This window comes from Streptomyces sp. P3 (assembly GCF_003032475.1).
GTDB lineage: Bacteria > Actinomycetota > Actinomycetes > Streptomycetales > Streptomycetaceae > Streptomyces.
The window spans coordinates 1,218,374-1,233,636 of record NZ_CP028369.1; the positions used below are offsets into that span (position 1 = coordinate 1,218,374).

Annotated in this window: 11 protein-coding genes; 4 read left to right on the forward strand and 7 right to left on the reverse strand. The window is 71.9% G+C overall.

The window, feature by feature from the left end:
* Window positions 1-173: 173 nt before the first annotated feature.
* Complete coding sequence (locus C6376_RS05310) at window positions 174-2,375, reverse strand: serine/threonine-protein kinase (RefSeq protein ID WP_107442341.1); 2,202 nt, start codon at window positions 2,373-2,375, stop codon at window positions 174-176.
* A gap of 270 nt (window positions 2,376-2,645) precedes the next feature.
* On the opposite strand from C6376_RS05310, the gene C6376_RS05315 reads away from it, so the two are divergent.
* Window positions 2,646-3,689, forward strand: a complete 1,044-nt coding sequence (locus tag C6376_RS05315) for a serine hydrolase (protein ID WP_107442343.1) — start codon at window positions 2,646-2,648, stop codon at window positions 3,687-3,689.
* A 464-nt stretch (window positions 3,690-4,153) separates the two neighbouring features.
* Here the strand turns inward: C6376_RS05315 and C6376_RS05320 are convergent, their stop codons facing one another.
* The gene (locus C6376_RS05320; protein WP_107442345.1) at window positions 4,154-5,860 is read right to left on the reverse strand and encodes a glycerol-3-phosphate dehydrogenase/oxidase; all 1,707 of its coding nucleotides are present in this window, start codon (window positions 5,858-5,860) and stop codon (window positions 4,154-4,156) included.
* Window positions 5,861-6,194: 334 nt separating this feature from the next.
* On the opposite strand from C6376_RS05320, the gene C6376_RS05325 reads away from it, so the two are divergent.
* A complete protein-coding gene (locus C6376_RS05325; RefSeq protein ID WP_107442346.1) occupies window positions 6,195-7,403 on the forward strand; it encodes a nucleotide sugar dehydrogenase in 1,209 nt (402 codons plus the stop codon).
* A gap of 202 nt (window positions 7,404-7,605) precedes the next feature.
* Here the strand turns inward: C6376_RS05325 and C6376_RS05330 are convergent, their stop codons facing one another.
* The 4 genes from C6376_RS05330 to C6376_RS05345 all read right to left on the reverse strand — a co-directional run bounded on the left by C6376_RS05330 (window position 7,606) and on the right by C6376_RS05345 (window position 12,643).
* The gene (locus C6376_RS05330; protein WP_107442347.1) at window positions 7,606-8,730 is read right to left on the reverse strand and encodes a GuaB3 family IMP dehydrogenase-related protein; all 1,125 of its coding nucleotides are present in this window, start codon (window positions 8,728-8,730) and stop codon (window positions 7,606-7,608) included.
* Window positions 8,731-8,881: 151 nt separating this feature from the next.
* The gene (gene guaB / locus C6376_RS05335; protein WP_107442348.1) at window positions 8,882-10,384 is read right to left on the reverse strand and encodes an IMP dehydrogenase; all 1,503 of its coding nucleotides are present in this window, start codon (window positions 10,382-10,384) and stop codon (window positions 8,882-8,884) included.
* A 196-nt stretch (window positions 10,385-10,580) separates the two neighbouring features.
* A complete protein-coding gene (locus C6376_RS05340; protein WP_107448788.1) occupies window positions 10,581-11,168 on the reverse strand; it encodes a sigma-70 family RNA polymerase sigma factor in 588 nt (195 codons plus the stop codon).
* Between the two features lie 863 nt (window positions 11,169-12,031).
* The gene (locus C6376_RS05345) at window positions 12,032-12,643 is read right to left on the reverse strand and encodes a response regulator transcription factor (protein ID WP_003948568.1); all 612 of its coding nucleotides are present in this window, start codon (window positions 12,641-12,643) and stop codon (window positions 12,032-12,034) included.
* A gap of 381 nt (window positions 12,644-13,024) precedes the next feature.
* Between C6376_RS05345 and C6376_RS05350 the strand changes: the two genes are divergently transcribed.
* The gene (locus tag C6376_RS05350) at window positions 13,025-13,354 is read left to right on the forward strand and encodes a WhiB family transcriptional regulator (protein WP_057584636.1); all 330 of its coding nucleotides are present in this window, start codon (window positions 13,025-13,027) and stop codon (window positions 13,352-13,354) included.
* Between the two features lie 114 nt (window positions 13,355-13,468).
* Here the strand turns inward: C6376_RS05350 and C6376_RS05355 are convergent, their stop codons facing one another.
* A complete protein-coding gene (locus tag C6376_RS05355) occupies window positions 13,469-14,479 on the reverse strand; it encodes a LysR family transcriptional regulator (RefSeq protein WP_107442349.1) in 1,011 nt (336 codons plus the stop codon).
* An 80-nt stretch (window positions 14,480-14,559) separates the two neighbouring features.
* On the opposite strand from C6376_RS05355, the gene C6376_RS05360 reads away from it, so the two are divergent.
* Window positions 14,560-15,228: an MOSC domain-containing protein gene (locus tag C6376_RS05360; protein ID WP_107442350.1), complete on the forward strand. Its 669-nt coding sequence runs from the start codon at window positions 14,560-14,562 to the stop codon at window positions 15,226-15,228.
* The last annotated feature ends 35 nt before the right edge of the window (window positions 15,229-15,263 follow it).

Here is a 15,263-nt window from a genome sequence, read left to right on the forward strand (position 1 = left end):
CCTCCCCCGGCCGCCCGGTCGGTCAATTCCGTTCGCGTTGCGTGCCGTTGCAGCCGAATCCGGCCGCCTTGTTGGATGCGTACGGTCCGCAACCACTCACGATACGTGCCGGAGGCAACCCGCAAAGTGGGGATGCCGGATCTCGCGTTCGGAACCCGGCCGCCCGGCGGCCGCTACTTCTTCGGCGTGAAGGTGTCCGTCAGCGTCGCCCAGGTGGTGGCGCGCAGGTCGGTGCCCCAGGCCGCGGCCTTCGCCGTGTACATCAACGCGTATCCGAGACCGTCGTTGACGACGAACCCGCGGTCGATGGTGCGATAGGCCGTCCCGCCCTCCTTGTAGGTGAACTCCCAGTCGGCCGTGTTCCAGCCGCGGTAGTTCACCTGCGCTATACGGACCTTCTTGTACTGGGAGCGCACCATGTAGCGCTCCTGGTTCTTCCAGTCCGCCACGGGGCTGCCCTTGGGCGTGTTCGTCCAGGCGACGAGCAGCTTCTGCCCGCCCGGCCCGGTGAAACGGTCTCCCGCGGCCACCGTGGTCCGGTACTTCCACCCCGCGGGCAGCCCGATCGTGTACCCCTGCGCGCCCTTGTACGTGGTCACCGCCGCGCCGTCCCCGGTGGCGCCGGATCCGGCTCCACCGGCCGCGGTGGTGTTGCTCGGCGTGGATCCGGACGTCCCGGACTGTGACGGGTCCTTCGAACCCGACCCGTCCTTGATCGCCTCGCCGGTGTCCTCCTTGGTGTCGGAGCCGGCGCTCGCGCTCCCGCCGGCCGCCGTGGAGGCGCCGCCCTTCGCGCCGCCCGCGGTGTCGCCACCGCCGCCGAGGGTGAGGGCCAGTACGGTCCCGAGCACCGCGAGCGCCACGACCACGGCGATGATCACCAGCGTCCGCTTCGGCACCACATCGGTCAGCGGGGCCCTCGGCACGGACCGCGGGGGCAGGTCCGGAGGCGTCATGACGGGCCATCCCGACCTCCGCCCGCCGTTGTCGCCGTTCCCTCCGGCCGCACCGCCCGAGACGGCCCCTGCGCCCGCGGCGGAGCCGGAAGCGGAACGTGCCGCCGGCACCGACGCGGACGCCGCTGCCGCACCGGAACCGGCCCGGCCCGCCGACCCCGAAGCCGCCGCCGCACCGGACGCCGAGTCCGGAACCGGTCGCGTCGCGGAGCTGCCGGACGCCTGGACAGCGGGCGCGGCGGCAGAAGGCGGAGGCGGCACGGTGGGCGACGCGGCGGCGGAAGCGGCACCGGCACGGTACGACGCCCCGCCGCCCTTCGGCGCCTCGCCCGCGGCCACGGAACCGGAACCGGAACCACTCGTCCCGTTGGACGACTTGGCGCGGGCCGCGGCCGCCGAGGTCGCCGCCCCCGCCGCGACCGCGACCTTCCGCACGGACCGCAGCGCGCCACGCAGCTTCTCGCCGGGCTCGGCGCCCGCCGAACTCCCCCTGCCGCCGGAGCCGTCCGGCGGCACCGGCAGCGGCACGACCTTCGTCGCGTCCGCCGGCTCGGCATACCGCGGCTCGGGCGCGTGCAGCACCTCGTTGAGCATCGCCCGAGCACCGGCGTCGTCGAGCCGCCGCGCGGGATCCTTGGTGAGCAGGCCGTAGATGACGTCCCGCAGCGGACCCGCGTTCTTCGGCTCCTCCAGCTGTTCCGTCATCACCGCCGTGAGCGTCGCGATGGCGGAGCCCTTGTCGTAAGGAGGCGATCCCTCGACCGACGCGTACAGCAGACCGCCCAGCGACCACAGGTCGGCCGCCGGCCCCGGCTTGTGCCCGCGGGCCCGCTCCGGGGAGATGTAGGAGGGCGCGCCGACGAGCATGCCGGTGGAGGTGATGGACGGATCACCCTCGACCTGGGCGATCCCGAAGTCCGTGAGCACGACCCGGCCGTCCTCGGCGATCAGCACGTTGGACGGCTTCACGTCCCGGTGCAGGATGCCCTCGCGATGCGCGGAGCGCAGCACGTCGAGGATGGCCAGCCCGACCTCCGCCGCGCGCTTCGGATCCAGCACGCCGTCCTCACGGATGACCTCGGCGAGCGACTTGCCCTCGACGAGTTCCATGACGATCCACGGCCGGTCGTCCTCCTCGACCACGTCGAAGACCGTCACCGCGCTGTTGTTGCGGATCCGCGCGATGGCCTTGGCCTCGCGCAACGTCCGCGTGATCAGGCGGCGTTTCTCGTCCTCGTCGATGTTCCCCGGGAACCGCAGCTCCTTGACGGCGACCGTGCGTCCGAGGGTCTCGTCCTCGGCGCGCCACACCGTCCCCATGCCGCCGCGGCCGAGTACGTCTCCCAGCCGGTACCGCCCGGCGAGGAGACGTGCGCTCTTGTCCTGACGGGATGCTCCCGCCCGCTCCGCCTCCGACATGCGTCCCCTCATGCAACCCGCCCTGACAGAGCCTCCATTGTCCCTCACCCGACAAGTGCCCGACGCCCAGGGTGCCCCTCACCGCATCCCGACCGCACCCCAGGAGGGGAGCATTCCGGCCAGAAGGTGCAGCACGCTCCGGCCAATGCGCCGCTCGCGCGCCGGTCAGGGGCGCGGACCAAGGTGGGAAGCGTGCGCCCCGACCCTGGATGATGGGTGCCACGAGCAGATGGAAAAAGAGCCGAGGCCGAGGAGGGAGGGGGACCCGGGATGCCGTCGCGTCGGAGCCTTGCCGCCCTCCCGGTGGCCCTGGCGCTCCTCGGCCTGTGCACGGCGAGTTCGCAGGCCACCTCCACTCCGCCCACGGATCTGCTGCTCCCGCTGCTGCTCACCCGGGGCGACGCGCCCGCCGCGGCTCTGCTGACCCGGGAGGAGAGCGGCGCCCGCTACGCCGAGGCGGGCCCGGGCATCTCCCGGTCCGACCGCTTCCGGGCCGGCAGCGTCACGAAGAGCTTCCTCGCGACCGTGGTGCTCCAACTGGCCGAGGAACACCGGCTCGCACTGTCCGACACCGTGGAGTCGCACCTGCCGGGACTGGTGCGCGGGGCCGGCAACGACGGGCGCGCGCTGACTCTTCGTTCCCTGCTCACCCACACCAGTGGCCTGTACGACTACACCCGGGACACCGCAGGCGCCGTACCTCTCGCTCCACTTCAAGCCGTCCGTATCGCTGTCACCCGCTCTCCGGCCGACCTCGGCCGCTTCGCCTACTCCAACACCAACTACGTTCTGCTCGGCCTGGTCGTCGAACAGGTCACCGGCCGCTCGTACGCCTCGGAGGCCGAACGGCGGATCATCGCTCCCCTGCGTCTGACGGGCACCTCCTTCCCGGGATCCCGCGTCTTTCTGCCCTCCCCGCACGGCCGCGCCTACGACGCGGACGGAACCGACGTCACCGAACTCGACCCGCGGGTGGCCGGAGCCGCGGGCGAGCTGGTGTCGACGCTCGCCGATCTGGACCGCTTCTACGCGGCGCTGCTCGGCGGCGAACTGCTGCCCCCGCGCCGGCTGCGCGAGATGCTCGACACCGGTACCGCACACGGCTCGTACGGCATGGGCCTGTTCCCCGCGAAGCTCCCGTGCGGCGTCACGGTGTGGGGGCACAACGGCCGGATTTCGGGCAGTTACGTGCGCACCGCAGCCACCGTCGACGGCCGGCGTGTCCTCTCCTTCCGGGTGAACACGACGGCGATCGCAGATCCCGGCCTCGAACCGGCCCTGCTCGCCGCCGAGTTCTGCCCTCGCAACCCGTAGAACGAGCCGGGCCCGAACAGAGATCCCTCTTGGCGTCATCCGTTCGAGTGAAACGCGGGCAGGGCCCGGAACAAACCGGCCGACCGGCTCCGTCTCGGTGCGGCAGACCGAGACCCCGGCCCCACAGCGGGCAGGAGCCCACGGCCGGCAACGCCGGGCCGCGACAGGCACGAGTTCGGCCCGAGCCGCCGGGTGTCGCACCGGGCACGAGCCCGGCCGGAGCCGCCGGGCCCCGAAAGGCGCCGGGCCCCGAAAGGCGCCGGCCGTGTTCCCGGCAGGAGCCCGGGCCGCCGCGTCCCGGAAGGGCCCCGGGCCCTTGGCCCGGGGCCCTTCCGCCCCGGGCCGCCGTCTCCCGTGGAGGCCCGGGCCGCCGCCGTTCCGATCCGGGCGTGCCCGGGGAGCCGTCGGAGGAACTGCCGCGGGAACCGTCGGAGGAACTGCCGCGGGAGCTGCCGGAGGAGCCGTCAGAGGGGCACGATGTCCGGCGCACCCAGTCGCGCCGCGTCCGCCGTCAGGTCGTCGGGCTGGCGTTGCGACTCCCGCTCGGCCTCCACCCGCTTCTGGTAGTGCTCGACCTCGCGCGCGATGTGGCTCTTGTCCCAGCCGAGGACCGGCGCCATGAGCTCCGCGGCCTCCAGGGCACTGCGGGTGCCGCGGTCGAAGGTCTCGATGGAGATGCGCGTGCGGCGCGTCAACGCGTCGTCCAGATGCCGTGCGCCTTCGTGGGATGCGGCGTACACGATCTCGGCGCGCAGATAGTCGTCGGCGAACTGGAGCGGTTCGCCAAGCGACGGGTCGGCGACGACGAGATCGAGGACCTCTTCCGCCATCGCCCCGAAACGGTTGAGCAGATGTTCCACGCGCACCACGTGCAGACCGGTCCGCGCAGCGATCCGCGCCCGCGCGTTCCACAGCGCGCGGTAGCCCTCCGCACCCATCAATGGCACGTCCTCCGTGACGCAGTCGGCGACCCGCTGGTCGAGGCCGCGCACCGCCTCGTCGACCGCGTCCTTGGCCATCACCCGGTACGTCGTGTACTTGCCGCCCGCGACGACCACGAGCCCCGGCGCCGGATGGGCGACGGTGTGCTCCCGGGACAGCTTGCTGGTGGCGTCGGACTCGCCGGCCAGCAACGGGCGCAGTCCCGCGTACACGCCCTCCACGTCGTCCCTGCTCAGCGGCACCGCGAGAACCGAGTTCACATGCTCGAGGAGGTAGTCGATGTCGGCGCTGGAGGCGGCCGGGTGGGTCTTGTCGAGGTCCCAGTCGGTGTCGGTGGTGCCGATGATCCAGTGCCGGCCCCAGGGGATGACGAACAGCACCGACTTCTCGGTGCGCAGGATCAGCCCGGAGGAGGAGCTGATGCGGTCCCTCGGCACGACGAGGTGGATGCCCTTGGACGCGCGGACGTGGAACTGGCCCCGCTCGCCCACCATCGCCTGGGTGTCGTCGGTCCACACACCCGTGGCGTTGACGATCTGCCGGGCGCGGATCTCGTACTCCCCACCCGCCTCTACGTCCTCCACCCGTGCGCCCACGACCCGTTCGCCCTCACGCAGGAATCCGGTGACGCGCGCGCAGTTGGCCGCCTTCGCCCCGTAGGACGCGGCGGTGCGCACCAGGGTGGCGACGAAGCGGGCGTCGTCCATCTGGGCGTCGTAGTACTGCAACGCGCCGACCAGGGCGTCCTTCTTCAAGGCCGGTGCCACGCGCAGCGCACGGCGGCGGCCCAGATGACGGTGGGTCGGCAGCCCGCGTCCGTGCCCTCGGGCCATGGACATCGCGTCGTACAGGGCGACGCCCGAGCCCGCGTACAGCCGCTCCCAGCCCTTGTGCTGGAGCGGATACAGGAAGGGCACCGGCTTCACGAGGTGCGGGGCGAGCCGTTCGAGCAGCAGTCCGCGCTCCTTGAGCGCCTCGCGCACCAGCGCGAAGTCGAGCATCTCGAGGTAGCGCAGTCCGCCGTGGATCAGCTTGCTGGACCTGCTCGACGTGCCCGAGGCCCAGTCGCGCGCTTCGACCAGGCCGGTGGACAGGCCGCGTGTCACGGCGTCCAGCGCGACGCCGGCGCCGACCACACCGGCTCCCACCACCAGCACGTCCAGTTCACGCTCGGCCATCGCCGCCAGTGACTCGGCTCGTTGCGCCGGCCCCAGTGTCGCTGTCCTCACCGCTGCCTCCCGCTGTCGGTCGTGCCGGCCGCGCCCGTCGGAGCGAGACCCCGTCCGTATCCCCCATGCCCAGATTCTGACCGCGCTGCGCCACTTCAGCCACCACGAGCCCCAGCCTGTGGACAACTCTCACGGAACCCGGCCGTCGCCGTCGGGGACGCCTGGGGACGCCGGGGGACATCGGGCAGCGCCGGGTAACACGGCCGGTCAACACAGTCGATCAATCCCGCATAACGGTCATATTTACTCCTAGTCTGACATTGCGCTCGCCCATCCTGTCCACCGGGCTTGCGCACCTGTCCCACCTCGGTTACTGGGAAGGACGGCATACGCCATGCCCGCAGATCTCGCCGTCATCGGACTCGGCCCGCTCGGCCTCCCCCTGGCCCAGGCCGCCGTGGCCGCCGGCATCCCCACCATCGGCTACCGCACCGGCCCCGAGACCGGCTCGCTGAGTCCCGCCGAACTGCGCCGGATGCTCTCGGAGGGCTTCCGGACCGCCACCGACCCCGCCGAACTGGGCCGGGTGCGCACCGCCGTCATCTGCGCCCCGACCCCGCGCGACGCCGACGGCGGTCTCGACCTGAGCCAGGTGGAGAAGGCCGCCCGCACCCTCGCCGGGCACCTGCGCCCGCACACCACCGTGATCCTGGAGTCAGCCGTGTGCCCCGGGGCCACGGAGGAGTTCCTGCTGCCGCTGCTGGAGGAGACGTCCGGCCTCCGCGCCGGCCGCGACTTCCACCTCGCCCACTCCCCCAGCCGGGTCGACCCCGGCAGCCGCGCCTTCACCCCGGCCAACACGCCGAAGGTCATCGGGGGTCTCACCCCCGCCTGCACCGAGTCCGCCGCCGCCTTCTACGGACGGCTCACGGACAAGGTGGTACGCGCGCGTGGCTTGCGGGAGGCCGAGACCGTGCAGCTCCTGGAGACCAACTTCCGGCACGTCAACATCGCCCTCGTCAACGAGATGGCCGTCCTCTGTCACGACCTGGGCGTCGACCTGTGGGACGTCGTCCGCTGCGCGGAGACCAAGCCCTTCGGCTTCGAGGCCTTCCGCCCCGGACCCGGCGTCGGCGGCCACTCCGTCGCTCTGGACGGCGCAGGCCGGCCGGGCAGCGCGCTGCGCATGGTGGAACTCGCCCAACAGGTCAACAACCGCATGCCCGGCTACGTCGTCCAGCGCGCCGCCGCCCTCCTCAACGAGCACGGCAAGTCGGCGCGGGGCGCGCGCGTGCTGCTGCTCGGCGTCACCTACAAGGCAGACCTCGCCGACGAGCAGGGCGCCCCCGCGCGCGAGATCGCGGTCCGCCTGATGGAACTCGGCGCCGCCGTCAGCTACCACGACCCGCACGTCCCGTCCTGGAGCGTCCTGGACCGCCCGGTGCCCCGCGCCGACTCCCTCTACGAGGCCGCCGCCGACGCGGACCTGACGATCCTCCTGCAGCAGCACCGGACGTACGACCTCCAGGGCCTGTCAGTGAAGGCGCAGCTGCTGCTGGACACGCGGGGGGCCACTCCCACGGGGGCAGCGCACCGGTTGTGAGCCGGGGCGCACACGGCCGCCGCGGGCTCCGCAAGGGGGTTGCGGTGGCGGCCCATGGGCCCAGGTCTGCGGTGGCGGCCCATGGGCGCGCCGTCCCGCGGCACCCGCCCCGGTCCGCGCGGGCACACGAAAGGGGCCGGCCATGTCACCCACGATCCGGGTGAGGTGGCCGGCCCCTGCCGACGTCCCGCGGAGAAAGCGCCTACCGCCGGTGCACCGAGTCCGCCACGGTGACCTCGACGCGCTGGAACTCCTTCAGTTCGCTGTAGCCGGTCGTGGCCATGGCGCGGCGCAGGGCGCCGAAGAAGTTCATCGAGCCGTCGGGGGTGTGCGAGGGGCCCGTCAGGACCTCCTCGATCGTGCCTACCGTGCCGAGGTCGACCTTCTTGCCGCGCGGCAGCTCCTCGTTGACGGCCTCCATGCCCCAGTGGTTGCCGCGGCCGGGCGCGTCGGTCGCGCGCGCGAGCGGCGAGCCCATCATCACCGAGTCGGCGCCGCAGGCGATCGCCTTGGGGAGGTCGCCGGACCAGCCGACACCGCCGTCCGCGATGACGTGCACATACCGGCCGCCGGACTCGTCCATGTAGTCGCGGCGGGCGGCGGCCACGTCGGCGACCGCGGTCGCCATCGGGACCTGGATGCCCAGCACGTTACGGGTGGTGTGCGCCGCGCCGCCGCCGAAACCGACCAGGACGCCCGCCGCACCCGTGCGCATCAGGTGCAGCGCGGCCGTGTAGGTGGCGCAGCCGCCGACGATCACGGGGACGTCGAGCTCGTAGATGAACTGCTTCAGGTTCAGCGGCTCGTGCGAACCGGAGACGTGCTCCGCCGACACGGTCGTACCGCGGATGACGAAGATGTCCACGCCCGCGTCGACGACGGCCTTGGAGAACTGGGCCGTGCGCTGCGGGGAGAGCGCGGCGGCGGTGACCACGCCCGAGTCGCGCACCTCCTTGATGCGCTGCCCGATCAGCTCCTCCTTGATGGGAGCCGCGTAGATCTCCTGGAGGCGGCGGGTGGCGGTGTCCGCGTCCAGTTCGACGATCTCGTCGAGCAGCGGCTGCGGGTCCTCGTGCCGGGTCCACAGGCCCTCGAGGTTGAGGACGCCGAGACCGCCGAGCTCACCGATGCGGATTGCCGTGGCCGGGGAGACGACCGAGTCCATGGGGGCGGCCAGGAAGGGCAGCTCGAAGCGGTAGGCGTCGATCTGCCAGGCGATCGAGACCTCCTTCGGGTCCCGCGTACGGCGGCTGGGGACGACGGCGATGTCGTCGAAGGCGTACGCCCGGCGGCCGCGCTTGCCGCGCCCGATCTCGATCTCAGTCACGTGTGTGGCCTTTCCCTGATGCGTTGCAGCGTCTTCCAGTATCGCCGACGGCTACGACAAGGGCGGCCCCGGATGTTCCGGGACCGCCCTTGTCGCGTCACACGCGCGCGTGAGCGCCCTGCGCGCATCGCCGTTCATCGCCGGCGAGCGGCTACTTGTTGCTGTAGTTCGGCGCCTCGACCGTCATCTGGATGTCGTGCGGGTGGCTCTCCTTGAGACCCGCGGAGGTGATCCGGACGAAGCGGCCCTTGGTCTCCATCTCCTCGATGGTGGCGGCGCCCACGTAGCCCATGGTCTGGCGCAGACCGCCGACGAGCTGGTGCAGTACGTTGCCGAGCGGGCCGCGATAGGGCACCTGGCCCTCGATGCCCTCGGGTACGAGCTTGTCGTCGGCCGCGACCTCCGCCTGGAAGTAGCGGTCCTTGGAGTACGACTTGGCCTGGCCCCGGGACTGCATGGCGCCCAGCGAGCCCATGCCGCGGTACGACTTGAACTGCTTGCCGTTGATGAACTGCAGCTCGCCGGGCGACTCCTCGCAGCCGGCGAGGAGGCTGCCCAGCATCACCGTGTCGGCGCCGGCGGCCAGTGCCTTGCCGATGTCGCCGGAGTACTGCAGGCCACCGTCGCCGATCAGCGGGATGCCCGCCGGACGGGCCGCGAGGGAGGCCTCGTAGATGGCCGTGACCTGCGGGACGCCGATGCCGGCGACGACCCGGGTGGTACAGATCGAGCCGGGTCCGACGCCGACCTTGATGCCGTCCACGCCCGCGTCGATCAGGGCCTGGGCGCCGTCGCGGGTGGCGACGTTGCCGCCGATCACGTCCACGCGGACGGTCGACTTGATCTTCGACATCCAGCTGAGGGCGTTGCTGTTGTGGCCGTGGGAGGTGTCGACGACCAGGAAGTCCACGCCGGCCTCGGCGAGGGCCTGGGCGCGCTCCAGCGCCTCGGGGCTGGCGCCGACGGCCGCGCCGACGAGCAGCCGGCCCTCGCCGTCCTTGGCCGCCCGGGGGTACTTCTCGGCCTTGACGAAGTCCTTGACCGTGATGAGGCCCTTGAGGAGACCCGCCTCGTCGACCAGGGGAAGCTTCTCGATCTTGTGCTTGCGCAGCAGCTCCATCGCCTCGACGCCGGAGATGCCCACCTTGCCGGTGACCAGCGGCATCGGCGTCATGACCTCGCGCACCTGACGCGAGCGGTCGGACTCGAAGGCCATGTCGCGGTTGGTGACGATGCCGAGCAGCTTGCCGCCGCCGTCGGTGACCGGCACACCGCTGATGCGGAACTTGGCGCACAGCGCGTCGGCCTCGGCGAGCGTCGCGTCCGGGTTCACCGTGATCGGGTCGGTGACCATGCCGGACTCGGAACGCTTCACCAGGTCGACCTGGTTGACCTGGTCCTCGATGGACAGGTTGCGGTGCAGCACGCCGACGCCGCCCTGGCGGGCCATCGCGATCGCCATGCGCGACTCGGTCACCTTGTCCATCGCCGCCGACAGCAGCGGGATGTTGACACGAACATTGCGAGAGATGCGGGACGAGGTGTCGACCGCGTTGGGGAGCACCTCGGATGCGCCCGGCAGCAGCAGCACGTCGTCGTAGGTGAGCCCGAGGGTCGCGAATTTGGCGGGCACTCCGTCGACGTTTGCAGTCATGACACCTTCCCCAAATGGCCTTGATCGGTGCGGATGTCCATGCTAACGGGAAGCGAACCGCCCGAATTCCACGGATGAGCGTGACTCCGGTCTTCGTATGTTCGTACGGAGAACGCGGCGTGCCCGTTCACCGGAGGTCCGCCCGGCGGCGAAAGCGCTCTCTCCGGGGCGGCGTCGGCGCGCCCGGCGGAGCGGTCTACTGCTCGGCCAGCGCCCGCAGCCGGCTCAGCGCGCGGTGCTGGGCCACCCGGACCGCCCCGGGTGACATTCCCAACATCTGGCCGGTCTCCTCAGCGGTGAGGCCCACCGCGATGCGCAGCAGAAGCAGTTCCCGCTGGTTCTCGGGCAGGTTGGCCATGAGCTTCTTCGCCCACTCGGCATCGCTGCTGAGCAGGGCGCGCTCCTCGGGGCCGAGGGAGTCGTCGGGACGCTCGGGCATCTCGTCGGAGGGGACCGCAGTCGAGCCCGGATGACGCATCGCCGCCCGTTGCAGGTCGGCGACCTTGTGCGCGGCGATGGCGAAGACGAAGGCCTCGAAGGGCCGACCGGTGTCCCGGTAGCGGGGCAGGGCGAGGAGGACCGCGACGCAGACCTCCTGGGCGAGGTCCTCGACGAAATGGCGCGCGTCGCCGGGCAGCCGGGACAGCCGGGTACGGCAGTAGCGCAGGGCCAGCGGGTGGACGTGGGCCAGCAGGTCGTGCGTGGCCTGCTCGTCGCCGTCCACGGCGCGATGGACGAGTGCCCCGATCGTCCCCACGGCAGCGACCGCCTCGTCATCGCGCATCGGTCCATGGTGCACTGCGGCCGGACCGGCCGCGGCACCGTGCCCGTCGTTGTGCACCGAAGCGTTATGAGCAGGTGCGCCGGAAGTCATCCCCTGCGCCCTCCCCTTCCGCTCGACCGACTCGTCCCCGAGGAACTCCACACCTCAAGGATGCGGCATCCGCGGCGAAACGAGCAGCGGGCGTCGGCCGGGACCTCTCGCCGCGCCCACCCGAGGTGCGGCGGGAGGACGCGACATCCGGCCTCAGGACCGCCCCTGACCAGGGAGGTTCGCTCATGGGCCCACTCCCCTCGTGAATGACCGATGTCACCCGCGGCCGCTCCGGACCGCCATGCGGGATGTCATGCCTTGACGCCATGCCCGAATGCCATGGCGGACCGCCACGGACCGCACCGTCCGGCCCGGGATCGCCCGGTGCCGGGACCGGCCCGGAGCCGTGAGGCCATCGACCCGACGCCCTCGACCCGTCGGCCCGAAGGCTCTGAAGCCGCGCCGGGAAGCCGTCGGTCCGAAGGCCGTGAAGCCGAGCCGTGAAGCCGGGAAGCCGTCGACCCGAAGGCCGTGAGGCCGAGCGTCCGTGTACTGCGACGGCCGAGCACCCATGCTCCTGCGACCGAGGTGCGAAGGAACAGCCGTCAGGAGCGCCGTGAAGCGCCCGGTCCGGAGCCGCGAGGCCCGCCGGTCCGAAGGCCGTGAAGCCACCGGTCGAAACCGCAGGGCCACCGGTCGACGCTGCGAGGCGACCGGTCCGAGGCCGGGAACCCGCCGACCCGACCGCGGCTGCGCAGCCGCCGGCCCCAGGTCGCGGGACCGGCCGCGACCGGGGCCCAGGGCCCGGGCGACGAAGACCGGGGCGGCCTCTCCTAACGGACCAGGCCCCAACGGAAGCCGAGGGCCACCGCGTGTGCGCGGTCCGACGCGCCGAGCTTCTTGAACAGCCGTCGGGCGTGCGTCTTGACGGTGTCCTCGGAGAGGAACAGCTCACGGCCGATCTCCGCGTTGGAGCGGCCGTGACTCATGCCTTCGAGGACCTGGATCTCACGCGCGGTGAGCGTGGGCGCCGCTCCCATCTCGGCTGACCTCAGCCGCCGCGGGGCGAGCCGCCAGGTGGGGTCGGCGAGGGCCTGCGTGACCGTCGCCCGCAGTTCCGCGCGCGAGGCGTCCTTGTGCAGATAGCCGCGGGCGCCGGCCGCGACCGCGAGGGCCACGCCGTCGAGGTCCTCCGCGACGGTCAGCATGATGATGCGGGCGCCGGGGTCGGCCGACAGCAGCCGCCGTACGGTCTCGACGCCGCCCAGTCCGGGCATGCGCACGTCCATCAGAATCAGGTCCGAGCGGTCGGCACCCCAGCGGCGGAGGACTTCCTCGCCGTTGGCCGCCGTCGTCACGCGCTCGACACCGGGCACGGTCGCGACCGCGCGGCGGAGCGCCTCTCGGGCAAGCGGGGAGTCGTCGCAGACGAGGACGGAAGTCATGGCCGCCCTCCGCAGCTGATGCGCGTCACCTTGTGCCTCCAGGCTGGTACGAAATCGTCACCTGTGCGGTCGACCGTCTCGGACGCCTGCCCGAGCGTTTGTCTTCTCCAACCGCCACCGCTCACTCAACGATGGTCACTCGAAAGAGTTACGGGGCCGCGTGCATTCTTCGGCACTCTACGTGAGGGCGCGGACACAGAGGAGTCAGCCACACGGACCCTCAAGCTTTCACCACAAGCGACGCCCCGTTTGGCCCTATTTCTTCCCTTTCACTGGTGTCTGAGGCTAGATTCGCAATGAGTCATATTTTCATCTCCTTAGATCGTAGTTGTACGGTCGTGGGCACGGTATCCGCTCTGAACGGCTACAAGGGGTCACGCAATGGCAGATTTCTCCCGCCTTCCCGGACCGAACGCGGATCTGTGGGACTGGCAGCTTCTCGCCGCCTGCCGCGGAGTGGACAGCTCGCTCTTCTTCCATCCGGAGGGCGAACGCGGGGCGGCTCGGAGCGCTCGAGAGAACTCGGCCAAGGAGGTCTGCATGAGGTGCCCGGTCCGCGCGCAGTGCGCGGCGCACGCGCTGGCGGTACGCGAGCCGTACGGCGTGTGGGGCGGGTTGACCGAGGACGAGCGCGAAGAGCTCATGGGGCGGGCACGCAACCGCCTGGTCTCGGCGTCGTCGGGCGCGAGAGACACCGCTTCGAACACATGAAGGAACGTTTCTGCACAACGGAGGGCACACACGCGTGCCCTCCGTTTCCGTCATCGGCTTCCGTGATCGGCTTCCGCCATCGGCCCTCGCCATCGGCTTCCTCCGTCGGCCATGTCATGAAGGGGCCGCGGCACGCCCCAGCTGCTCCAGGGTGGCCGCCACCGCCGGCACGTTGGCCAGGTCGGGCAGGGTGAGCGCGACGATCTCCCGCCGCACCGCCGGTTCCAGCGTCAGCGCCCGGACGCCGCGGGGGCGTACGGAGTCGATCGCGAGCTGGGGCAGGACGGCGACGCCCAGACCGGCGCCGACCAGGCCCACCACCGCCGGGTAGTCGTCGGTCGCGAAGTCGATGCGGGGCGTGAAGCCCGCGCTCTCGCACACCTGCACCAGCCGGCCGCGGCAGCGGGGGCAGCCGGCGATCCACGGCTCGGCGGCGAGGTCGCCGATGGCGACGGTGTCCGGGGATCCGGTGCGGGCGAGGCGGTGCCGCTCGGGGACGAGCGCCACCAGGCGGTCCTTCAGCAGCGGCCGTACGACCAGGTCGTCCCATTCGTCGTCACCGGGGTCCGCCAGACCGAGGCCGCCCGGACGGACCGGGCCGGGGCCGCGGACGGGGCCGGGGCCGCGGACGGGGCCGGGGCCTTGCCCGTCCGCGCCGCCGGGGGTCGCGCGTTCGTAGCGGAAGGCGAGGGCGATGTCGCAGTCGCCTTCGCGCAGCAGCCGCACCGACTGCGGCGGCTCCGCCTCCTCGAGGGAGACGCGGGTGCCGGGGTGGGCCGCGCGCAGGGCGGCGAGGGCGGTCGGGACGAGGGTGGAGCTGCCGCTGGGGAAGGACACCAGGCGAACCCGGCCGGCACGCAGGCCGGCGATGGCCGCGACCTCCTCCTCCGCCGCGGTGAGGCCCGACAGGATCCCGGCCGCGTGCCGGACGAGGGCCTCGCCCGCCTGGGTCAGCCGCATCTCACGACCGCTGCGGATCAGCAGCGGGGTGCCGACGGACGCCTCCAGGGCCTTCATCTGCTGACTGACGGCCGGCTGGGTGCAGCCCAGCTCCCGCCCGGCCGCCGAGAAGGAGCCGGTGGCGGCGACGGCGCGCAGTACGCGAAGATGACGTGCCTCGATCATACGCCGAGCATAAGGGAGTCTTGGGTTTCCAGGCGAATAATGCGTCGACACTTTGATGTCCGGTCGCCTATCGTGCCGCCATGAGGCTTCTGTCCGTCAATCTGGGCCGCCCGACGGCCGTGCCCTACACCGACCAGCCCCAGGGCCTGACCGGCATCGACAAACAGCCGGTCGAGGGGCCCGTGCGGGTGTCCGCGCCCGGCCCGAAGGGCGTCGGCGCGAGCGGCCTGGCCGGGGACACGGTGTGCGACCTGCGCCATCACGGCGGCGACGACCAGGCGGTGTACGCCTTCGCGCGCGAGGACCTCGACGCATGGGAGCGAGAACTGGGGCGCACGCTTGCCGCCGGCGCGTTCGGCGAGAACCTCACCACGTCGGGGCTCGACGTCTCCGGCGCGCGGATCGGCGAGCGCTGGCGGATCGGCTCCGAGGTGGTGCTGGAGGTGAGCGCGGGGCGGATACCGTGCCTCACCTTCCAGGGGCATCTGGGTGAGCGGCGCTGGGTCCGGCGGTTCACCGAGAAGGCGGCCACGGGCGCGTACCTGCGGGTGATCGTGCCGGGTGAGATCCGCGCGGGGGACGCGGTGGAGATCGTCCACCTGCCGGATCACGAGGTGACGGCCCGCATGCAGTTCCAGGCCGTCACCACACACCGGGAGCTGTTGCCCCGGACGCTCGCCGCGGGCGACGCCCTGCATCCGGAGACGCTGGCCGCGGCCCGGAAGTATCTGGAGCAGCACGGAGAGTGAGACCTCCGGGGTGAGCGGCGCTCACGCGACCTTCA